The 20,655-nt window shown below is 69.9% G+C and carries 22 protein-coding genes and 4 pseudogenes; 20 read left to right on the top strand and 6 right to left on the bottom strand.

Features of this window, described 5'->3' with window-relative positions:
* Positions 1-5: 5 nt before the first annotated feature.
* On the bottom strand, positions 6-860 hold the full coding sequence (locus C5N14_RS29140; RefSeq protein WP_128763693.1) for a hypothetical protein: 855 nt from the start codon (positions 858-860) through the stop codon (positions 6-8).
* A gap of 483 nt (positions 861-1,343) precedes the next feature.
* Here C5N14_RS29140 and C5N14_RS29135 point away from each other — a divergent pair, with 483 nt between their 5' ends.
* The 3 genes from C5N14_RS29135 to C5N14_RS29125 are packed head-to-tail and all read left to right on the top strand — an operon-like array spanning position 1,344 to position 2,772.
* Positions 1,344-1,718, top strand: a complete 375-nt coding sequence (locus tag C5N14_RS29135; protein ID WP_117672776.1) for a helix-turn-helix transcriptional regulator — start codon at positions 1,344-1,346, stop codon at positions 1,716-1,718.
* A complete protein-coding gene (locus C5N14_RS29130; protein ID WP_117672775.1) occupies positions 1,715-2,221 on the top strand; it encodes an SRPBCC domain-containing protein in 507 nt (168 codons plus the stop codon). The genes C5N14_RS29135 and C5N14_RS29130 overlap by 4 nt, the downstream gene beginning before the upstream one ends.
* On the top strand, positions 2,209-2,772 hold the full coding sequence (locus C5N14_RS29125; protein WP_117672773.1) for a dihydrofolate reductase family protein: 564 nt from the start codon (positions 2,209-2,211) through the stop codon (positions 2,770-2,772). Before C5N14_RS29130 ends, C5N14_RS29125 begins: the two co-directional genes overlap by 13 nt.
* A 310-nt stretch (positions 2,773-3,082) precedes the next feature.
* On the opposite strand, the gene C5N14_RS33580 is transcribed toward C5N14_RS29125, so the two are convergent.
* Complete coding sequence (locus C5N14_RS33580; RefSeq protein WP_243640183.1) at positions 3,083-3,643, bottom strand: hypothetical protein; 561 nt, start codon at positions 3,641-3,643, stop codon at positions 3,083-3,085.
* Entirely contained in the window at positions 3,594-3,935 is a 342-nt protein-coding gene (locus C5N14_RS33575) for a hypothetical protein (RefSeq protein WP_243640180.1), read from the bottom strand. Before C5N14_RS33575 ends, C5N14_RS33580 begins: the two co-directional genes overlap by 50 nt.
* Before the next feature lie 221 nt (positions 3,936-4,156).
* Between C5N14_RS33575 and C5N14_RS31870 the strand changes: the two genes are divergently transcribed.
* The 5 genes and pseudogenes from C5N14_RS31870 to C5N14_RS33570 form a co-directional block, all read left to right on the top strand.
* A complete protein-coding gene (locus C5N14_RS31870) occupies positions 4,157-4,423 on the top strand; it encodes a hypothetical protein (RefSeq protein ID WP_128763692.1) in 267 nt (88 codons plus the stop codon).
* A 172-nt stretch (positions 4,424-4,595) separates the two neighbouring features.
* Complete coding sequence (gene coaD / locus C5N14_RS29115; RefSeq protein ID WP_243640178.1) at positions 4,596-5,051, top strand: pantetheine-phosphate adenylyltransferase; 456 nt, start codon at positions 4,596-4,598, stop codon at positions 5,049-5,051.
* A 520-nt stretch (positions 5,052-5,571) separates the two neighbouring features.
* Positions 5,572-5,949: pseudogene (locus C5N14_RS29110) on the top strand (DUF6194 family protein); the annotation flags it as partial.
* A 340-nt stretch (positions 5,950-6,289) separates the two neighbouring features.
* A complete protein-coding gene (locus tag C5N14_RS29105; protein ID WP_243640176.1) occupies positions 6,290-7,243 on the top strand; it encodes an SDR family NAD(P)-dependent oxidoreductase in 954 nt (317 codons plus the stop codon).
* An 85-nt stretch (positions 7,244-7,328) separates the two neighbouring features.
* Positions 7,329-7,875: pseudogene (locus C5N14_RS33570) on the top strand (IS6 family transposase); the annotation flags it as partial.
* Here the strand turns inward: C5N14_RS33570 and C5N14_RS34345 are convergent.
* Positions 7,865-8,089 carry a transposase gene (locus tag C5N14_RS34345; protein ID WP_371685930.1) on the bottom strand — a complete coding sequence of 75 codons (225 nt, stop codon included), beginning with the start codon at positions 8,087-8,089 and terminating at the stop codon, positions 7,865-7,867. The pseudogene C5N14_RS33570 and the gene C5N14_RS34345 overlap by 11 nt on opposite strands.
* Positions 8,090-8,319: 230 nt before the next feature.
* Positions 8,320-8,997 carry a hypothetical protein gene (locus tag C5N14_RS29090; protein ID WP_128763691.1) on the bottom strand — a complete coding sequence of 226 codons (678 nt, stop codon included), beginning with the start codon at positions 8,995-8,997 and terminating at the stop codon, positions 8,320-8,322.
* Between the two features lie 402 nt (positions 8,998-9,399).
* Here C5N14_RS29090 and C5N14_RS33565 point away from each other — a divergent pair.
* The 6 genes and pseudogenes from C5N14_RS33565 to C5N14_RS33870 all read left to right on the top strand — a co-directional run.
* Positions 9,400-9,876 (top strand): annotated as a pseudogene (locus C5N14_RS33565) (monooxygenase); the annotation flags it as partial.
* A gap of 184 nt (positions 9,877-10,060) precedes the next feature.
* Positions 10,061-12,259 (top strand): heavy metal translocating P-type ATPase, encoded by a 2,199-nt coding sequence (locus C5N14_RS29080; protein WP_371685927.1) that lies wholly within the window; start codon positions 10,061-10,063, stop codon positions 12,257-12,259.
* Positions 12,260-12,335: 76 nt separating this feature from the next.
* Positions 12,336-12,779: a hypothetical protein gene (locus C5N14_RS29075; protein ID WP_128763690.1), complete on the top strand. Its 444-nt coding sequence runs from the start codon at positions 12,336-12,338 to the stop codon at positions 12,777-12,779.
* A gap of 71 nt (positions 12,780-12,850) precedes the next feature.
* The gene (locus C5N14_RS29070; protein WP_117672759.1) at positions 12,851-13,486 is read left to right on the top strand and encodes a DUF305 domain-containing protein; all 636 of its coding nucleotides are present in this window, start codon (positions 12,851-12,853) and stop codon (positions 13,484-13,486) included.
* A gap of 316 nt (positions 13,487-13,802) precedes the next feature.
* Positions 13,803-14,063, top strand: a complete 261-nt coding sequence (locus C5N14_RS29065) for a hypothetical protein (RefSeq protein ID WP_128763689.1) — start codon at positions 13,803-13,805, stop codon at positions 14,061-14,063.
* Between the two features lie 454 nt (positions 14,064-14,517).
* Positions 14,518-14,640: a hypothetical protein gene (locus tag C5N14_RS33870; protein WP_256371567.1), complete on the top strand. Its 123-nt coding sequence runs from the start codon at positions 14,518-14,520 to the stop codon at positions 14,638-14,640.
* 72 nt (positions 14,641-14,712) lie between these two features.
* Here the strand turns inward: C5N14_RS33870 and C5N14_RS29060 are convergent, their stop codons facing one another.
* On the bottom strand, positions 14,713-14,922 hold the full coding sequence (locus C5N14_RS29060; protein WP_117672755.1) for a heavy-metal-associated domain-containing protein: 210 nt from the start codon (positions 14,920-14,922) through the stop codon (positions 14,713-14,715).
* Between the two features lie 126 nt (positions 14,923-15,048).
* On the opposite strand from C5N14_RS29060, the gene C5N14_RS29055 reads away from it, so the two are divergent.
* The 6 genes and pseudogenes from C5N14_RS29055 to C5N14_RS29035 all read left to right on the top strand — a co-directional run bounded on the left by C5N14_RS29055 (position 15,049) and on the right by C5N14_RS29035 (position 20,579).
* Complete coding sequence (locus C5N14_RS29055; protein WP_117672753.1) at positions 15,049-16,305, top strand: FAD-dependent oxidoreductase; 1,257 nt, start codon at positions 15,049-15,051, stop codon at positions 16,303-16,305.
* Between the two features lie 40 nt (positions 16,306-16,345).
* Positions 16,346-16,858: a carboxymuconolactone decarboxylase family protein gene (locus tag C5N14_RS29050; RefSeq protein ID WP_117672751.1), complete on the top strand. Its 513-nt coding sequence runs from the start codon at positions 16,346-16,348 to the stop codon at positions 16,856-16,858.
* 319 nt (positions 16,859-17,177) lie between these two features.
* Positions 17,178-17,849, top strand: a pseudogene (locus C5N14_RS34340) (MFS transporter); the annotation flags it as partial.
* Between the two features lie 82 nt (positions 17,850-17,931).
* On the top strand, positions 17,932-18,360 hold the full coding sequence (locus C5N14_RS33555) for a hypothetical protein (RefSeq protein ID WP_243640171.1): 429 nt from the start codon (positions 17,932-17,934) through the stop codon (positions 18,358-18,360).
* A gap of 277 nt (positions 18,361-18,637) precedes the next feature.
* Positions 18,638-20,056, top strand: coding sequence for an MFS transporter (locus C5N14_RS29040; protein WP_117672747.1), 1,419 nt, complete (start codon positions 18,638-18,640; stop codon positions 20,054-20,056).
* 55 nt (positions 20,057-20,111) lie between these two features.
* Entirely contained in the window at positions 20,112-20,579 is a 468-nt protein-coding gene (locus C5N14_RS29035; protein ID WP_117672745.1) for a universal stress protein, read from the top strand.
* The last annotated feature ends 76 nt before the right edge of the window (positions 20,580-20,655 follow it).

Below are 20,655 nucleotides of genomic sequence, written 5' to 3'. Positions count from 1 at the left end.
GGCGGCTAGCGGCCACATTGGCCGCACGGCAGGCGGGTCCGCCGCTGGTAGTCAACGACGGCACCGCCGAGCGCCACGCCGAGCAGCAACCACGAGCCATACACGAGGTACACGATCCATCCGTCGCTGCCGAAACGGGCCGGGCCATCGACCAGACCCAGAGCCTGCGCCAGGGATCCGAAGCCCGCCAGCGCTCCCATCGTGAGCAGCGCGCCGGCCGCCGCCCAGGCGACGACGAGCAGCAGCCGCCGCGGGACGAGCCGCCCCCACCGCTGCACCAGCGCGAGCGCGAGCAACCCAACCAACGCGAACGCCACGATTTCCCCGATCGGGAAACCCTCGACCGACGTAGTGCCTACCGCCGATCGAGCAATCGTGCCGCCCAGCGCCCAATAGAGTTTGAGCAGCGGGTACGGCAGGGCGAATGCACAAGCCGCGTAGCCCAGCCACCTCCGGCTCGATCGCGGAGAGGCCGGATCATCACGGCCGCAGCGGGTACGCCCGCCGCGACAGGCCCGTTGGTAGGAAAGGACCGTCGCCGCCAGGAGCGCACCGGCCACCACCGCGAGCGTACGGCTTGCAAAGCCCGGCCAGTCCACCACCGGCGGCATGCCCGGAACACCGAGCACAGCAAGCGCGCGCAGCCCGTCGAAGATGACTCCGCCCGCCGACCAGACCATCAGGACAAAACCGCACCAACCGGCCGTCAACACCGGCCGGCGCGGCAGGAGACCTTCCCTCGGCCAACCCATCGCACCGAACGTGGCCACCACCCCCAGCAACGCGGCCAGTGCCGCCACCCACGACGGCGCAAAACCCTTCGTGTAGTCCTTGCTGGAAAGCCCCGCGTCCACTGCCACCGCCATCAACGTGGTGGCACAAGCCACCAGCGTGGCCCGCGGCCGCCACCGCGGCCGCACCCCCACAGCCGCATTTGCGGCAACCGTACCGACATGACCAGGCAACGCAGCCCCCCGGAATCGCGATCAACAGTGATCCCCTACGATCGCCGGTCGCCGGCACGCATCGCGTCTGCAGCACGTCCAATACCGATACGACTCCAGAGATATTGACCCGCCGCCTCAGCCCAGCCCTTGACGACGCCCCACCAAAATCCGCCTATCGGCCAGACCAGAAAGCCAGCCGAACGTCCACTCATCGGCCCCGGTCGTTCGCTGGCGAAGGCAAGCGCCCGGATCGCGGCAGATGCGGACACCGTCTTGCCGCAGGTCGTTCGGCGGCACGTCGGCGGCGGGACCGAGCCGGCCCGGCGACCCATCCGTTGACAACATCGCTCGCATCTCAATACGCTTAACACGGTGGTTAAGTGAAGGGAGCTTCCGATGGCTGGCACCGACCAGCTCAGCGCGGTGTTCTCGGCGCTCGCCGACCCGACTCGACGGGCAATCGTCGCCGAGCTGGCCGAACGCGACGCCACGGTCACAGAACTCACCGCTCCTCTGTCCATCTCGATGCCGGCGGTATCACGGCACCTGAAGGTGCTCGAGCGCGCCGCGCTCATCTCGCGGTCGCGGTCAGGCAAGTGGCGCACGAGCCACCTCGAGGCCGCCCCGCTGCGCGAGGCGGCCGACTGGATCGAGCGCTACCGGCGGCTCTGGGACTCGTCCCTCACCCGCCTCGATGCCCACCTTGCCGCGGTGCAGGCCGCCGGACGGGCAACGGACCGGATGGCCGACGACCCCAGGGAGCTCGAATGAAAACCGAAACTCCGCAGCTCGTCATCTCGCGCGTGTTCGACGCGCCGCGGGAGCTCGTCTACCGAGCCTTCACCGATCCCGACCACCTGGCGGCGTGGTGGGGCCCGACCGGCAACTCACTGCCGCGCGATGAGATCGAGTTCGACGTGCGCCCCGGCGGCTTTCAACGGTGGACGGAGGTCAATGCTGCCGAACCCGGCCTCCGCGTGCACATCCACGTCGAGCTCACAGACGTCGCCGACGGCGAACTGCTCGACGGCGTCTTGCACGTCAGTGGCCGGCTGCAGGAGGGCATCGAGCCGTTCGAGACGAGACTCCGAGTCGAGTTCCACGACGAGGCCGACGGACGGACGCGACTCGAGATCCGCCAGTGGCTCCCCGAACGCCTGGCGCACCCCAGCGAGGAGGGTTGGCGCCAAGCGTTCACCAAGCTGGACGCCACGCTGATGAATGTCCAGGCTGTTGCAGCTAATCACCGAGAGGTAGAAGCATGGCCAAGCTGATTTACCTGACGAACGTGTCGCTTGACGGCTACATCGAGGACGAACGCGGCGCCTTCGACTGGTCCCCGCCCGACGACGAGGTATTCGTGTTCACCACCGACCTCCTGCGGTCTGTGGGCACGTTCCTCTACGGACGGCGCCTGTACGAAACGATGGCCGTCTGGGAGACCGACGCCGCTCTGGCCGCGCAGTCCGACCTCACGGCCGACTTCGCGAGCGCCTGGCAGGCGGCGAGCAAAGTCGTCTACTCCACGACCCTCGCCGTGGCGTCAACTGCCGACACCCGACTCGAACGCCGTTTCGACCCCGCCGCGGTAAACCAACTGAAGGCCACGGCCAGCTCCGATCTCACTGTAGGAGGTGCGAACCTCGCGGCGCAGGCTTTCAAGGCCGGGCTGGTCGACGAGTGCCAGCTGTTCGTCTGGCCCATTGTCGTCGGCGGGGGCAAGCCAGGGCTGCCGGCCGGCATGCGCGCCGACCTTGAGCTCCTCGATGAGCGCCGATTCCGAAACGGCGTCGTACACCTCCGCTACCGCCCTCTCGGACAGTGAACGACAGCCCTGTCCGATCTCCGGCGCTTGCATGACACGCGGAGCGCTGACGACTGATTCGGCCGGATGAGGCCGCCCATCACGAACTCGGGTTGCGTCAAGTCGCAGTATGCGCAGACGTCAACCGCCGCGTCGGGACGACGGTGGCGACAGCGAACCTCAGTCCGGGGAACGCCCCGAGAACGACCCGCCTTCATCTATCCGTCGGCATGCCAGCCGCACGCTCGTCGACCGCTCCCGACGCACCCGCTCATCGGCATGAGCGCGCGCAGTGCGGCAGATCCGGATGATGGCGGGCCTTGAAAGGCGGTCACCCGGACCCGGCGAGCCGGCGGCACGCCCCTCGGCTGTGCGGTAGTCCGGCCTCCTTGAAAACGAGCCCGCAGCTGCCGTTGATCGGGTTCCAGAGTTCATCATTGGTCACCAGTGCCCCAAGCAGTGCACGCTGCGATTCGGTGAGGGGACGGTGCTTCGCGTATGGCTTGGGGAAGGCGAAGCGCACCAACGCGCCCCAGCCGTCGTCGGAGCCGGCCCAACCGTCCCGACTGGCCACCTGGCAAGCAGCCGTGGCGATCTCGTCGGAGTCAGCGGCGACGCGGATCGCAGCGGCGACGAGCGTGAACTGGTGCACGCTCGTCGGTGGTGGCTCGGTCAGTGCGGTCAGGATCAGCTCCCGGCTGCGCGGGTTGTCCTCGTGGGTTAGCGCGGCCTGGAGCCGGACCGCCGGGTCCGGGTCGGTGAGCCGGTCGCGCAGGTCGACGCCGAGCTGGCCGAGGCAGCGTATCCACTGCGCCAGCGAGCCGGCGTCTCGTTCTGACCACTCAAGTACGCGCACCGCCAGTTCGTTGCGCCGCTCTGTCAGGGACGGCATCCGGGCGATCGGGACAAGATTCTCCGCGCGGGAACAGCGCCCGCTCCGGCGGGGACGCCGCGAGCAGCGGAAGTACCACCGGGTACGCCTGTGCCACAGCTTCAGCGAGGTCCGGCAGTATCTTCGCGAAGTAGTGGTCGTCGGCGAGGGCGGTCACGCTCATGGCCGCGTCGCCCAAGAACTCCAGCAGCGCTTCGACCGTGTCCGGGTGCGAGCGCCGCTCGGCGATCAGCGCGATCACGGCCTGAAGGGCCGGGGCGGTCGCCGTGTTCGGGAAGTCCTGGTGCAGCACCGCGAGTCGAGGTGATCCAGTGCGGCCTCGCGGGCCTCGGCGTCACCGGACTCCAGCGCGGCCAGGTGGCCCGGGGTGTCGGTCGCCGGGCCGTACGCGTACCTCAGCCGACCCCAATCGACCGTCATCGCCCAATCTTCCACTGGCCAGGTGGCGCCGAACGCGCGGCCAGCGGCAGATGGGGGCGTCACCTCCTGGCCGGTCTCGGTGAGACTGTATTGGTGAATGAGGTGACGCTATCCGTACCTGGCTACGACTCCCAGCGAGGTGTTATCGCACCGGCTGAAGGAGGATCCATCGTCGTTGAAGTCCGCGACGGCACCGTTGAGATCTTCGGCGACTCGGCCGGGCTGCGGGATCTTGCCCGGTGGTGTCTGGCGTTGTCCGATGCGACCGCTTCGCCCGGAGCGCACGTCCACCTCGACCCTGGCGTCATGCCGTTGTCCCTGGAATCCAGTCCGCTGATGCTCGCTCGCGAGCGCGGGTGACCGCCCATGCTCGCCGTCCACATTCAGTAACGCAGGATCGGCGGCAGATCAGGATGTCGGCCCTGGTCGGCGGTGACGACAAGGCCCAAAGTCGGGTCGGCACATGTACGGCTCGGATGATCGTGGCCATGTGGTTGGAGTCGCGGTGACGGCTACGTCGAATCGTGGAGTAGTGCCGGTACACGGTTCGTTGGCGGTCTATCCCGGTACGTTCGATCCGTTCACCCCGGGGCACCGCGACCTGGTGGCCCGCGCCCGGGTGATGTTCGACCAGATCATCGTGTTGCTGGCGGTGAACGCCGACAAGCGACCAACCGTCGAGACCACGACCAGGGCCGTACGCGTGCGCGACGCCATGCCGGCAGCCTGGGGCAATGTCGAGGTGGACACCTGGACCGGCCTAACCACCGCCTACTGCCTACGCCGCGGCGCCACGATCATCGTCCGCGGCCTACGTACGGCCGCAGACCTTCGCCACGAGTACCAGCTCGCTGCGATGAACGAGCAACTCGGCATTCAGACCGTCTGGTTGCCGTCCCGTCCGCAGCTGGCCGCCACTTCGTCCACGGTCGCACGCGCATACCGCTCGGCACAGTCAGCCCGTCCGTCCCTGAACGCTGAAGAGTGACCCCCCACTGGACCGGGCCGGACGCCAGCGGAACCCCCGGACTGGGCGGGACGCAGGGGATGCTCGTCGGACGAGCAGCCACCGAGCAGCCACACGTCCACAAGGGACGGAAAAGCAAAGAGTCTGACCGGCGTTTCCGCATGTCAGGCTCTTTTGATCTTGTGCGCCCGAAGGGAACTCGAACGCCTAACCTTCTGATCCGTAGGCCTGGCCCACCACCAAGCCGCATCGATGCGACGACGTCGGCACAGCACGCCTGACAACTATCTCTACTAGGCAGTCTTGCCCACAAACGACAAACACACTCATCTCGGACTGGCCTGTGCCGCGCCGCATCGACGCAAGGGCGAACCTTCCCCCTCTCCGGACTCGCCCGGCACGTCCCGCACCCTGCGCATTCCCGCCGACCCGGAGCCAGGATGTGTAGCTGCCCCGCCCTGCCCTGCCCTGGCGCTGGCCGGTCAGAACTCAATGATCTGCCAAGGGGCTCGGTTGATCGCCGGAGGGCGCCTGGGGCGACCGGTTCTTCTTTGTCGGTCCGGACCGCCGCCAGCCGTTCACCACAATTGTCGAACATGATGTGCCGGGCTTCGACGAGACCTCCCAGCTCGACCGCCCCGGCGTCTTCCGGCTCAACCTGGACCTGGGCCGAGCCGAGTTTGAGAGGCTGTTCCGCTTCCCGCCCAAGGACTTCGAGGAGCACCGGGACGAGTTCGACTTCGCCCGGCTGGACACCGTCGTGCCACACCCGGGCTACGCGCTCTACGGCTTCGGCAGCATCGTCATGCCCGGCCCGCAGATGCTGCCCGAGATCGACCGGCTGCTCGCGATCGCCCACGCCCGAGCAGTCGACCGCCACGAGCGCGCATCCCACCAGGCGGCCGACCAGCAGTGCTGAGTCCTGCGACTGGCCCAGCAGCGGACGTCCGCCCAGTAGCGGTGCTCGCGCGACATCAACCGCAGGTAGGTCTCAAGGCGTCGGGCATCGAGATCCTCGAACCCCCCGACGGCAATCGGGCACGCTCTCCGGCCGACGGCGCACCTCCACGGGCGACGGCACCGTCTGAAGCTGAACCTGGGAACGGCACGCTGAGCAGGGGACCCGGATGATCTATGTCAAAAGGATCGAGAGCGCCCGATCTGGAATTCAAGCCCCTCTTCTGGGAGTATCGGGAGGAGCTGGATCGCCTCCGAGCTGCGCATTTGCCTAGTACCGCGAGATGAAGCCCGATGCTCCGATGGACAGCGCCGTCGCGGAGCGACACCTCAACGCGCAGACCGAGGCCGAGACGAGCGGGCCGCAGCCGACCGGCTGCGATTGGTGCTTCGGTCCTGGCCAAAGGTGGAGCAACGGTCCACACGGCCGCCATCGCCGCGTTCCCGTGGCTGTCCATGGTCGCGGGAAGAGCTCGGCGGGCCCCACCGCGAGAAGAGAGATAGACATGACCGGTCAACTCGCCGGCAAGAACACCATCGTCACCGGGGGGACCCGGGGAATCGGTCGAAGCATCACCCTCGCACTGGCCACCGCCGGAGCGAATGTGACCGCCTGCTATCGCACCGAGGGCGAACACGTCGATTCGCTCGCCCAGCAACTCAACGCAACGCCGGGCACCCACCAGCTGATCCGGGCCGACGTGACCGACCCCGAGGACGTCGAGCGGCTCGTCGACGAGTCCCGGAGCACCCACCGGACGCTGCACGGTCTAGTGCACAACGCGGGGGTGATCAGCCGGGCGCCGTTCGGCGAGCTGACGCCCCAGGAGTGGCACCGGGTGGTGAACACCACCCTCACCGGGGCCTACCTCGTCGTCCACAAGGCACTGCCACTGATGGTCGCCGGGTCCTCGGTGGTGGCCATCGGCTCCCGATCGGCCACGATCGGGCTGCCGCTGCAGGCCAACTACACCGCGGCCAAGGCCGGCCTCGTGGGGCTGATGCGCTCGCTGGCCAAGGAGTTGAGCCCGCAGGGAATCCGCGTCAACGTGGTGGCCCCGGGCATGATCGAGACTGAGGAGGCGGCGCGAACCTCGTCCGAACAGCGGCGGGCACACGTCGAACACCACTCCAAGAAGATCGCGTTAGGGCGCTACGGGCGACCAGAAGAGGTGGCCCACGCCGTGACCTTCCTCCTCAGCGACCATGCCTCCTACATCACCGGGGAAACCCTGCACGTCGACGGAGGCGTGTGAGATCTACCGTCGGGCTCTGTTGCCTTGGGTGGAAGCATGACCGACTCCAGCTTGCCCGGCGTGGTCTGCTTGGCCGGTGAAGTCGCTGTCTGATGTCCGGTGGCCCCCGCCTGCGTCGGCGTTCGTCGGGTTCCGGTTCCCGTCCGAGGTGATCGTCCTGCGGTCCGCTGGTACCTGCGCTTCAACCTCTCCTACCGGGATGTGGAGGAACTGCTACGTAGTCGAACGCGGCGTGGAGGTGGATCACGTCACCGACTACCGGTGGGTACAGCGGTTCATCCCGCTACTGGCCGACGCCGCCCGCTTCACCCCGCCACTCACCGGGTGACCGCTGGTTCGTGGACGAGACCTCCGTCAAGGTCAACGGGGTCTGGCGGTACGTGTACCGGGCCGTCGACCAGTACGGGCAGGTCATCGACGTGCTCGTCTCGGCGCGTCGGGACGCCGCCGCGGCCCGGCGGTTCTTCCACCGAGCCCTGACCACGGTGAAGGTCACGCCGACCGAGGTGGTCACCGACGCCGCCCCGGTCTACCCCGACGTGCTCGACGACCTGGTCCCGCCGGCGTGGCACCACGTCGAACGGTACGCCAACAATCTGATCCAGGCCGATCACAGCCAGCTCAAGCACCGGCGTCCTTGTCCGCCACCGACGGCGTGTCCCCACCCGATGCCGGACACGTGCCGGTCTGCCGCTCCCGCTTACGGACCCAGTTCCGCAGCGTCTCGTGACTCAACCCCAACTCACGAGCGACCTGGTTGATCGGCCGCCCCGACGAGTGGACCAGGTCAACCGCGTCATGCTGAAACTCTTCCGTGTACTTCGATGGACGCCCCAACGGGGACACCCCTTCCTCTGGACCAACATCCAGTCTCAGGGTGTCCACACCTCAGGGGGAAGCCCAGACCCGCACCAATTGGCAGTGCTGGCACGCCCGGCGTTGTCAGGGCTGCTTGCCACCCTCCCCGGCACCTCCCGGCTCAGGCTGCCCTCAGCTTCATCAGGCCGCTGCGACGACCCGACGGCGAAGGTCTCTCACCCCCACCCAATCCAACAGCACCTCTCGCGACCACTGGGTCACGCGTATTCCGACACCAGTGCGGCGCCAGCGGTGGTAGCCGCCTGGGCAGCGGCCAGGAGCGCGTGGATCCCGCCGCCGCAGTCGTCGCCGTCCGCGGCCGGATCGATGTCCAGAACCGCGGCGAGGTAGCGCAACTCAGCGATCAGCCGGGGCGCTGAAAGCACAACGGCACCGGAAGCACTACTGTCTCTGACTACCGGGGCAAAATCGGCCGGTGAATAGACCACTGGTTCACCGGCATGGTGCAAGAAATGGTCGAAAGCTCCGAGTCGCTCGGTACCGGTGATCGCCGGCGCGGCGCCGCAGCGACCGCCATTGGCAACGTACTCGGGGCCGCGGTCCCAGGTGGTAGCGACCACCGGGTCGGAGAACAACCAGTCCTCGGCCCCAGCCGGGGCTTCTCCCGACACCTGCCCGGAGACCGCCAGCTGGGCGGCCGACCACCGCAGACCGGAAATGATCTGCCCGTCCACCCGGCCGAGGTGCAACGGGGCATCATCCGGCTCCGCCCATGCCGCGAACGGGAAGCTCTCCGCCACTACCTTTGCGCCGGCCACGAGACCCTCGTAATACTCCGCCGCCTCGTCCGAGAACAGGAACGCCTCGCCGGACTGCTTCAGCATATGTGCGCAGTCGCGTAGCCGTGATGGCCCGACCACCAGCCGCAGATACATGGACCGAGGCTACGCGGCTCCATCAGCGGGGGAAACTCAACCAGCGCCACCAGCTCTCTGGTGTCGGCCGCCTGGCCGGGCGTGACCCGCTGGCCTAGGACCCGGCCCCGGCCCTCGGCCAGCAGGTGCACCTTGGTGGTCAGCCCGCCTCGTGACCTGCCAAGGCTTTGGGCTGCCCGGGAGTCGGGCGCTGTCAGACCAGGTGATGGTCCCTTCAGGGCCTTGTCAGATCCGTGTCAGACCCGGGGGGCGTTCGCCAGAGCTGACAGGGGCCGGTTTGAGGGTGCGGAAGTTCCCGATGGCGGCCACCAAGGGCCAGACCCGGACGGGGCTTGCGCCCGCCGCCAGGGGGCCGGGCTCATGTCGGGCCGCCCCGCGTGCCGGACGTCTCCGGGTGCCGCGCACACCCTCCGGCAGGTCTACCCGGGCCGCAACACCACATGGTCGCTGCTGCACACCGCGCTGGCCACCCGCCTGCCCAGCGGGATGCTGCGCACCGGTCGCCGTGTCGCCGCGCTCGGTGCCCGCAACGGACAACCCCTGCTGACGTTCGGCGACGGCTCCCGCGAGGCCGCCGATCTCGTGGTGTTCGCCGACGGCCGCGCCTCCACTGGCCGCCGGCTGCTCGACTCGCGCCGCACGCTGCGCTACGCCGGCTACACCGCCCACCGCGGCCAGCTCGACGCCCCCGGCACGCTGCGCGACTTCCTGCGTCTGGAACCGCCGCGCTGCCAGTACACCGTGGCACCGATCCCCGTCGGCCTGGACTGGACGTTCTACCTCAACTCCAGCCCCGCCGACTACACCCACCACTTTGGAGCACCACCGGATCGGCGGACGTTCGCCCTGCCCCACCATGTCGGGCCGGCGGCCCGCGCCCAACGTCGCCCCGTACGGCGAGGTCAAGCTCGACATGACCCGCCGGCTACCGCTCAGTGGCACGTAGATTCTGCGGGAAACCGTCGCCAGCCGATGTATCGCTTGCAAGGTCTGAGCAAGAATCACCACAGGTACCCCCAAGGGGTTTATGGTGCTGGTGGAGGTGCTGGTGGAGGTGGACGATATGAGACACGAACACGGGACCGACGCCGATGCCGGCACCAGTGGGACGCAGCATCACGGCCATCAGGTGCCGGGGGGTGAGCATCCCGGCGGCGGACCGCACGACGGTCATGCAGGCGGTGCCGGGGCGCCGGATGGCCCGCGCGGTGGTCACCACCATGCGGGGCACGATGCCGCGGGCGGGCACGGGGGTCATGACAAGCACGCGGGGCACGACCCGGAGCAGTTTCGTCGCAAGTTCTGGTTGAGTCTGGCGTTGACGGTCCCGATCGTGGCGACCAGCCACATGGTGATGGACTGGTTCGGCTACACCCTCGACTTTCCCGGCATGGACTGGGTTGGCCCGGTCCTGGGCTCGGTGGTCTTCTTCTACGGGGGTTGGCCGTTTCTGGTCGGCGGTGTCCGTGAGGTTCGTGACCGGGCGCCGGGGATGATGCTGTTGATCTCGATGGCGATCACGGTGGCGTACGTCGCCTCGATGGCCACCAGCCTGGGCGCGTTCGACCTGGACTTCTGGTGGGAGCTGGCCGCGCTGGTCACGATCATGCTGCTGGGTCACTGGCAGGAGATGAAGGCCATCGGCCAGGCGCAGGGCGCGCTGTCCGCACTCGCCGCGCTGCTGCCCGACGACGCCGAACGCGTTGACCCCGACGGCACGGTGCACGGGGTTGCGGTGGCCGAGCTGCGGTTGGACGACGTCGTGCTGGTCCGCTCCGGCGGGCGGGTGCCCGCGGACGGTCGGATCGTTGACGGAGCCGCCGAGCTGGACGAGTCGATGATCACGGGCGAGTCCCGGCCGGTACCCCGCGGTGTCGGAGACCGGGTCGTGGCTGGCACGGTGGCCACCGACTCCGCGCTGCGGGTCCGCATCGACGCGATCGGGGAGGACACCGCGCTGGCCGGCATCGGTCGGCTCGTGGCGCAGGCGCAGGCATCCTCCGGTCGGGCGCAGGTTTTGGCTGACCGGTTCGCGGCGATGCTGTTCTACGTCGCCACGGCCGCCGCGCTGGTCACCTTCGCCGTCTGGCTGGCGCTCGGTGACCCGGACCAGTCGGTGATCCGGACGGTGACGGTCCTGGTCATCGCCTGCCCCCACGCCCTCGGGCTGGCCATCCCGCTGGTGATCGCGCTGTCCACCGCGCTGTCGGCCAAGGCCGGGATCCTGGTCAAGGACCGCCTCGCCCTGGAGCGGATGCGCACCGTGGATGCGGTGCTGTTCGACAAGACCGGCACCCTGACCAAGGGCACGCACACCGTCACCGCCACGGCCGCCGCCGGCGGGGTGAGCGAGGACGAGGTGCTGCGCGTCGCCGGCGCGGTCGAGGCCGACAGCGAACATCCTCTGGCCAAGGCTCTGGTCGCGGTCGCACAGGACCGGGGGCTGCGGGCGGTCGCCCGAGACTTTCGGTCGTTGACCGGTCGCGGCGTCCAGGCGGTCGTGGACGGCACCACGTGGGCGGTGGGTGGCCCCGCCCTGCTGCGGGAACTCGACGCGCGGGTCCCCGACGAACTGGCGACCACGACCGGAACATGGTCGCAACGGGGCGCGGCGGTGCTGCACCTGGTCCGACTGCCTCAGGCCGGCCAACCGGTTGCGGTGGGCGCGTTCGCGTTGGAGGACGAGGTGCGACCGGAGGCCCGCGACGCGATCGCCGAGCTGCGCGAGCAGGGCGTCAAGAAGATCGTGATGATCACCGGAGATGCCCGGCCGGTCGCCGAGGCGGTCGCGGCGGATCTGCGTTTCCGGCAAGGGGTGGACGAGGTCTTCGCCGAGGTGCTGCCCGCGGACAAGGACAAGGCGGTCGCCGACCTGCAGGCCCGGGGGCTGAGGGTGGCGATGGTCGGCGACGGCGTCAACGACGCCCCGGCTTTGGCCCGCGCCGACGTCGGACTGGCCATCGGGGCCGGCACCGACGTGGCGATCGAATCCGCCGGGGTCATTTTGGCCTCGTCGGACCCGCGCGGCGTCACCGGCGTGATCCGGCTGTCCCGAGCCTCCTACCGCAAGATGATCCAGAACCTGGCCTGGGCCGCGGGATACAACGTGGTGGCGATCCCCCTCGCCGCAGGCGTCCTCGCGTGGGCGGGGGTGACGCTCAGCCCGGCGGTGGGTGCGGTGCTGATGTCCGCCTCCACCATCGTGGTGGCGCTGAACGCGCAGCTGCTGCGCCGGGTCACGCTCACGCCCGGGCAGCACTGACAGCGTGCAGGGCGGCCTGGTCGCAATGATCCGACCGGGCCGCCTGCCGTCACGCTACCCATTACTCTGGATCGAGATGAGCAGGGCAACATGCCACGGCGGCGGCAGGATGATCGGCCTGTCGCGGGTGCTGCTGCTCGTTGTGCTGGCGTTCGGTGTTGCGGGAGTGCATACCGTCGGTCATGGCCGCCACGCCGTTCGCGGGCACGACACCCCGGCCGCCGACCGGCCGCACGGCATGCTCGCCGCTTCGGGTCTCGATAGTCCCGGAGGCATGCCTGTGCTCGCTGACGGCGTCGCGCCGCCGACCGGCGGGGGCATCACCTTCGACCTGTTCTCGGTGTGCCTGGCGGTGCTCGGCGCATTCGGCCTGGCCATTGGGCTTGTCCTGCAGCGTGCGGACGCCCGCCGCCAGCGGCCTGCTGCCCGCACAGGTCTCGCGGTTCACCGCAGCGGGTGCGGCCCGCCTGTGCCGTTGCTGGGCCTACGTGTCGCCGCCGCGTCGGTCGTGCGGATATAGAACGCGTCTTTCGGTCACGCGACCGAAGGTTCCGTCATCCGCACATCATCGACCGAAAGGCATTCGTCACCATGAAGCGCACCAGCGCACTGCGCCGCGCCCTGATGGCCGGCGGCACCCTGCCCGCTCTGCTCCTGTTCGCCACGGCCTGCGGCGACGACATGGGCGGCATGGATCACGGCAGCGGCGGAAGCCCGACCGCGGCCGCTTCCGCGTCGGCGCCGAGCAGCGCCACCGCCAATGACGCCGACGTCATGTTCGCCCAGATGATGATTCCGCACCACCGGCAAGCCGTAGAGATGGCCGATCTGGCGCCGGCGCGCGCCAGCGACCCGGAGTTGAAGAACCTCGCGCTGAAGATCAAGGCCGCGCAGGACCCGGAGATCGCGACAATGACCGGCTGGCTGACGGCGTGGGGTAAGCCCACCGCCGCCCCCGAGGGGCACAACATGCACGGCGCCAACCCATCCGGGATGCCGGGCATGGCCGACGACGAGCAGATGAACATGCTCAAGGCGACCAAGGGCACCGAATTCGACAAGATGTTCGCCCAGATGATGATCGACCATCACAAGGGCGCCATCGAGATGGCCAAGACCGAGCAGGCCGACGGCGCCAATCCGGACGCCAAGGCCCTCGCCGCGAAGATCGAAGCGGACCAGGCCGCCGAGGTGCAGACCCTGCAGAGGATCCTCGACCGCCTGTAAGGCCGACGACACGACGGCCGGACCCCACCTCGGGGTCCGGCCGCCGCCACGTGCAGACGGCCTCGGCCCCGGCCTCGATATGACGATGCCGGCATCCGCCTATCTACGGGGACTGTCGGATTCGCGGAACGAGGGACCTCCCCCGGCGCCCTGATGTCGGAATGCCGGCCGGCTGTCGCCGGTTGCGCAGGTGTACGCCGGAGCAGCCTCGCCCCGGCGTTCGCCATTTCCGGCACCCAAAGCCAGATGGCGCATCCCCGTGATGCCAGCCCGATCAACACCCGGTCTGGTCACCCCGAGGGGAAGGTGACAAACGATGAACACCCACACGCGATGGACCATGGCCCGTATCCGCATCGGGCGACGCGGTGCGCTCGGCGTGGCCGGGCTGACCCTCGCCACCAGCGTCGCCGCATCGGTCACGGGTGCGCTGGCCGCGCCGTCGTCGGTGCCGTCGGTCGCCGCCACGCAGCAGGCAGGCAAGACGTCGGACAAGCACGTCGACTACCGCTTCCAGGAGCAGCCCAACCTCTACTTCTGCGGCCCGGCGTCGACCCGCATCGCGCTCAGCGCTTAGGGCAAGATCCAGAGCCAGGACGAGCTGGCGGAGAAGCTGGGCACCACCGTCGCCGGGACAGCGTCAGCGTTCGACATCAGCCGGGTCCTCAACGACGAGCTCGGCGAGGACGTCTACACCACCGGCGAGATCCCGAACGACACGGCCACCGCAGACGAGGTGCGCCGCCTCACCGACGACCTGACCGCCGCGATCGACAACGACCGCGTTGCGGTGGTCAACATCATCGGCGCGGGCACCGACGGCGACGGCGTGGTGCGCGAGGCACTACCTGACCGTGGTGGCCTACGACGGGGACCAGGTGAAGATCGCCGACCCGTGGCAGCCGGTCGGCGAGCTGGCCGAGTGGACTGCCTCGCGCGGCTACTCCGCCTGACAACCCACGACGTGCGCTGCAGCCAACGCGGCGGCCCCGCCGGGCCGCCGCGTTGGTCGCCGCAAGGCGCCGCGCACCGTGGGCGGGAGCGCCGTGGCGACGCCGTCGACGCCGCCACGGCGCTTCACGGCGTTCCCGTACGCGTATGCCCAGCACGAGTGGCGAGCCACCGAAGTGGTGGACGCGATCACCGGCGCCTGACACCAAGCGCAGTCTGCCCGCTGGAAAGCCGTCGCGCCGGGCCGGTCGGGCCGGCCCGGCGCGACGCAGGTGTCAGGCCCGGACGAGTTCGTACCCGGCCTCCTCGACCGCTTCGGCGACTGCGTCGTCGCTGACCGGGGCGTTGCTGGTGATGGTGACCTGACCGGCTGGCACGTCGACGGCCACGTCGACGACGCCGTCGATCTTCTGTACTTCGGCGGTGACCGAGCCGGCGCAGTGCCCGCAGGTCATGCCCTTGACGGTGTACGTGCTGCTCGCCATGGCGCAGCGCTCCCCTCTGCTGTTCTCTTTGTCGCCGGCAGTGCGTCGCCCGGCCCGCCCGACGATACCCCCTGTGGGTATGTGCTACAACTACGGGGTAGGGGTAATCAGGGAAAGGGGTGCGGCATGGCGATCAGGGTTGTGGTTGTCGGTGGCGGGGCTGCCGGTGGGGCGTGCGCGCGGGCGCTGGCCGCCACCGCCGAGACAGACGGTTACGTCCTGGACGTGACCGTCGTGTCCGTCGAGGCGCGGCGGCCCTACAACCGGACCACCGTCAACAAGGGCCTGCTGTCCGGCGCGGCCGGCGAACACGAGATCACCCTGGCCGAGCTGGACCACCCGGACATCAGGTGGCTACTGGACGTCGCCGCGGTCGGCCTCGATGCGCACAGCCGCACGGTCACGTTGTCCACCGGTAGGGAGTTGGCGGCCGACGCGGTGGTGATCGCCACCGGCGCGCAGCCCCGCGGTCTGGACGCGGACATCGATCCTGCAGCGGCGCACCGAGTGCTGCCGCTGCGCACGCCCGCGCACACGGCGCGGTTGCGGCAGCTCGCCGCGGCGGGGCCGGTCGTCGTCGCCGGCGCGGGCCTGATCGGCAGCGAGGTCCCCGCCTCCCTGCAACAGCTCGGCTGCGCTGTCACGCTCGTCGATCCCGCTGATCATCCGCTGTCGGGGCACGTGGGTCCGCTGGTCGGTACGTGGGCGGCCGACACCCTCACCGCCCAGGGCGTGGTGCTGCACATGGGCGCCACCGTCGCTGCCGTGCGCGCGCCCGGCGGCCAGCGGCAACCGCTGACGGTCACCCTGTCCGACGGCACTGTCCTGCCCGCCGCCGCCGTCGTCAGTGCCGTCGGCGCCCGGCTGGACACCGACTGGCTCGCGGGAAGCGGCATCGCCGAGCATCCGTCAGCCGCGGGGCTGCTCGTCGACGGTGAGCAACGCGTCGTGGGCCATTCGGGCCTCTACGCGGCCGGGGACCTCGCCGCCCGACCGGGAGCGACTTCACCCATACGGCTTGAGCATTGGGGCGAGGCGCTGCGGCAAGGGCGCCGCGCCGCGCGCACGGTCCTGACCGACCTCAACCTCTACGGCGGTGAACCCGACGACGCCGCGTCCACCGCAGAGGTGGTCTCCTTCAGCACCTACCTCGGTCCGATCAAGCTGACCATGCTCGGCTCGCCCGGCCGCGACCGAGCCGAGCACGTCGTGTTCGGCGCGCCCGACCAGCAGCGCTTCCTTGTCGCCTACACCCTCGATGAGGCGGTGGTCGGCGCGGTCGGTGTCGGCGGGGCGCGGGCCGCCAACCGGATCAAACCCCTCGTCGCGCGAGGCGCCGACCTCGACGACGTGCGTGGGGTCCTGCGCGCGCTCGCCGGCTGAGTGACCGCGCACCGACAAGTTCCATCCGACAGGAGTTGAGATGAGCCGCCTGACACCATTGAATCCGGACAGCGCCCAAGGCGCGGCGCGGGACATGCTGGCCGACCTCGTGGACCGCCACGGCAGCGTGGGCGCCATGGTCAGCACCATGGCGCACTCACCAGCCGTGCTCGGCGGCTACCTGCAGCTGAGCCGTGCGATGAGGCGCGCCAAGCTCGACCGGCGCGTCAGCGAGCGCCTGTCGATTGCGGTGCAGGCGGTGCAAGGCTGCCAGGTGTGCCTGCGGGCGCACCGCGACGCCGCCGCCAGCCTCGGCGTCGACCCCGACGAGATCGCCCGGGCGCACGACGCCACGTCCGCGGACCCGGCGATCGCCGCCGTCCTGGCCTTCGGGATGCGCGTCTACCGCAGCCCGTCGAGCATCACCGACGCCGATGTCGACGACCTGCGCGCGTACGGCTACCGCGACCGGGAGATCGCCGACGTCGTCGGCGTGGTCGCGCTCAACGTGCTGACCGGCGCGTTCAACCTCGTCGCCGGCCTGCGGGAGTAGCCGCCACCTGAGTCTGCTCACCGGCACCACCGGTCACAGGTTCAGCGACCTCAGGCCTGCTGGTTCGGCGCCGCGCGCACGATGAAGGCAGCAGCCGGCACGGCGACACGCTCAGCCCATAGCCTCGCCGGCCACACAGGAAGCCACCACCGCGCTGGGCGGGAGGCGATCCGCGCCGGCCCGGCCCTTGCCGTCAGTCGGGTTCGTGGACGGGGTGGGCAGGGCGAGGGGGGTGGGCTGACAGGGCCGGTCGCCGGCCGACTGATAGCTTCACGCCGTCGGGAAGGCCCCAGGGCGCGCGATCGATGAAGGACATCGCATGCCACACGTTGTTCGCCGACCAGGGTTGGTCACCGGAGCCGCCATGGCGGTCCTGCTCGCGGTGGCGCACGCCGCCAACGACGCGTTGACCGCCATCCTCGGAGCGCTGCTGCCCACCCTGCAGGTGCGTCTCGGCGCGGGCACCGCGACGCTGGCGCTGCTGGTCGCGGCGTTCAACGTCAGCTCCTCGCTCACCCAGCCGGCACTCGGGGCGGTCGCCGACCGGATCGGGATGCGGCGGGTCGCCGCCGCCGGCATCGCCGTGGCCGCCGTCGCGCTCAGCCTCATCGCCGTGGCAGGTAACGTCGCGGTGACGCTGCTGCTGCTCGTTGTCGGGGGCATCGGCTCCGCCGCCCTGCATCCGGTCGCGACCAGCATCGTGGGAAGCCCCTCCTCGCCCAACCCCGGGTTGGCCGTCGGCCTGTTCACCACCGGTGGCATGGCCGGCTTCGCCGTAGGCCCGGTGGTGGTCCTGTACCTGGTGTCCCGGTTCGGCGCCGACGTCACGCCGTGGCTGATGGCGCCCGGACTCATCCTGGCCGTCGCCGTGCTGACCCTGCTGCCCGAGTGGGAACCGCACCGTCCCACCGACCGCCTGCGACTGTTCACGCGGGAACTCCTCACCGCGCGGGTCCGCTGGCTCGCAGCCGCCTCGGCGCTGGTCAGCCTGGCGTTCATCACCGTTACCAGCGCCGTGCCGCTGTGGCTGGTGACCGCGCGGGGTCTCGCCTCGGACGCGCCGCTGCTGGGCCGTGTTCTCCCTGTCCGCCGCGCTCGGCGCGATCGCCGGCGGAGCCCTCGCCCCGCGTGTCGGGCACGCTCGCACCGCCACCACCTCCGCGCTGGCGGCCATCGTTCCCTTGGCGGCGATCCTCGCCGTGCCGGCGGGACCGCTCACCCTGCTCGCCGCCGGCTTCGCCGGAGCCCTGCTCTACATGAATCAACCCCTGCTGATCCTCGCCGCGCAGAACGCCGCGCCCGACGCGCCCGCAGCGGCAGCCGGAGTCGTCATCGGCGTCGGCGGGACCGCCGCCGGCCTGCTCTACATCGTCAGCGGCCTCGCCCAGGACGCGATCGGACTGACCGCCACCATCGCCGTGACCATCTCGCTTCTAGCGCCCACCGCCATGATCATCCGTCGCGGGCGGCGGGCCTCACCGCCGGACGCGACGCGCAGCTGACCACCACGCACCCGCTGCCCGCCGCACAACCCTCCACGCCTCGACGGCGTCACCGAAAAGACCACCTGGGGTCGCCGTCCGGTTCGGCACCCACCGGGTCCCTGACCTACCGCCACCACAACCCTTGCCCAGCGGGGCTCACCGGTCGAACTGGTGGGAAGTCACTGCGGGCGGGACTCCGCGCGATGACGCGGCTCACTTGACACCTGATACCCGCCGGGGGTATACCTGCACAGCGCATACCGGTACCCCCTAGGGGCATCAAGGAGTGAGTGTCATGTCAAACCCAACCAAGCGGTGGTGGGCCCTCGGCCTCATCGCGCTCGCCCAGTTCATGGTCATCATGGACACCTCGATCATCGGCGTCGCCCTACCCCGGATGCAGGCCGACCTCGGGTTCTCGCCGGAGAACTTGTCCTGGGTGTTCAACGCCTACGTCGTCGCGTTCGGCGGCCTGCTGCTGCTCGGCGGCCGGCTGTCCGACCTGTTCGGCGCCCGCCGCATGTTCACCGCCGGCTGGCTGATCCTGCTGGTCGGCTCCGCCGCGGCGGGCCTGGCCGACAGCGTCGCCGTCGAACTGGCCGCCCGCGCCGTCCAGGGCGCCGGCGCAGCGCTGATCGCACCGTCGGCGCTGACCCTGCTGATGATGCTCTTCGGCGCCGAGCCGCGGGAACTCACCAAGGCCCTCGCCCTCTACGGGGCGGCAGCACCCGCCGGCGGCACCGCCGGGGTGTTCCTCGGCGGCGTCATCACCGAGTACGTCAGCTGGCCCTGGGTGTTCTACATCAACATCCCCATCGCGCTGCTCGCCGTTCTCGCCACCCCGGCGTTGATGCCGGCCGGCGGCGCCCGTCGAGGCTCCCTCGACGTGGCGGGCGCGGTGACCGTCACCGCCGGTCTCGGCGCCGCCGTGTACGCCGTCGTCCGGGCTCCGGAGGTTGGCTGGGCGTCCGGGCAGACGTGGCTGGCACTGGCCGGCGCCGTGGCGGCGCTGGCGGCGTTCGTCGCCATCCAGGCGGCCCGCCGGGAACCTCTGATGCGGCTGTCGATCTTCCGGGCGCCGAACCTGGCCGCCGCGAACATCGCCCAGCTGCTGCTCGGCGCGGCGTGGATCCCGATGTGGTTCTACCTGAACCTGTACCTGCAGCAGGTCCTCGGCTACAGCGCCTTCCCCAGCGGCGCCGCGCTGTTGCCGATGACCGTCCTGATCATGGTCGGGATGATCGCCCTCGCCCCGAGGGCCATCAACCGGTTCGGACCCAAGCCGATGGTGGTGACCGGACTCGCGGTCCTCGCCGCCGGTCTCGGGTGGCTGGCCCTGATCCGTCCCGACGGCAGTTTCGCCGCCGACGTCCTGCCCGCCTCGCTCGTCGCGGCGCTGGGCATGTCCCTGGCCTTCATCCCCTCCCTCGGCACCGCGATCTCCAGCGCCCGCCCGGAGGAAGGCGGACTGGCCTCCGGCATCGTCAACACCAGCTACCAGGTCGGCTCCGCGCTCGGCCTAGCCGCCATGACCGCCGTCGCCGCCAGCTTCGGCGCCAGCCAGCTCGGCGACCTGCCGGCACTGACCGACGGCTACTCCGCCGCGTTCATCGGCGCCGGCATCATCGCCGCCTCCGGGGCCGTCATCGCCGCGGTCACGCTGCGCAGCGGCAGCCGGACGCAGGCCGACACCGCAGCCGGCCAGAACGCCTGATCGCAAGCCCGCACAAACGCCCTACACGACGACCAGCACCGTGAAGGAGACTGTCATGAGCACCGTCACCCCGATCCTGATCGCCTACGACGGCTCGCCGAACGCCCGCGCCGCCATCGACACAGTCGCCGAGATGTTCCCCGGCGCCCGCGCCGTGGTCCTCTACGCCCGTCAACCGCTGGAGGGACTCGCCGCGCACCTCGAGGGACACCCGGCCGTCGAACAGCTACGCGGACTCGACGCCAGCACACTGGATGCCTCCGAGCGGCTCGCCACCGAAGGCGCCGCGCTGGCCGAGAGGGCCGGACTCACCGCCGAGCCGAGGGTCGCCTCCACCATGGCCACCCCCGCCGAGGCGATCGTGCAGACCGCCGAGGACGACGACGCCCAACTCATCGTCCTGGGCAGCCACGGTCGGACAGGGCTAAAGGCGGCGCTGCTGGGCAGCACCTCCATCAAGGTGCTGCACCACACCCGCCGCCCCACCCTGGTCATTCCGGCGACCGCCGCCGAAGCAGGGTAACCAACACGGCGATCTGCACGCAGCGACGACCCGTCGCCTGCATGACGTCATAGGGGCGGTCGGCCCATAGCCGACC

Source organism: Micromonospora sp. MW-13 (assembly GCF_003434305.1).
In the GTDB taxonomy this organism is placed as follows: Bacteria; Actinomycetota; Actinomycetes; order Mycobacteriales; family Micromonosporaceae; genus Micromonospora.
This window is presented reverse-complemented; position numbering and strand designations above follow the sequence as displayed.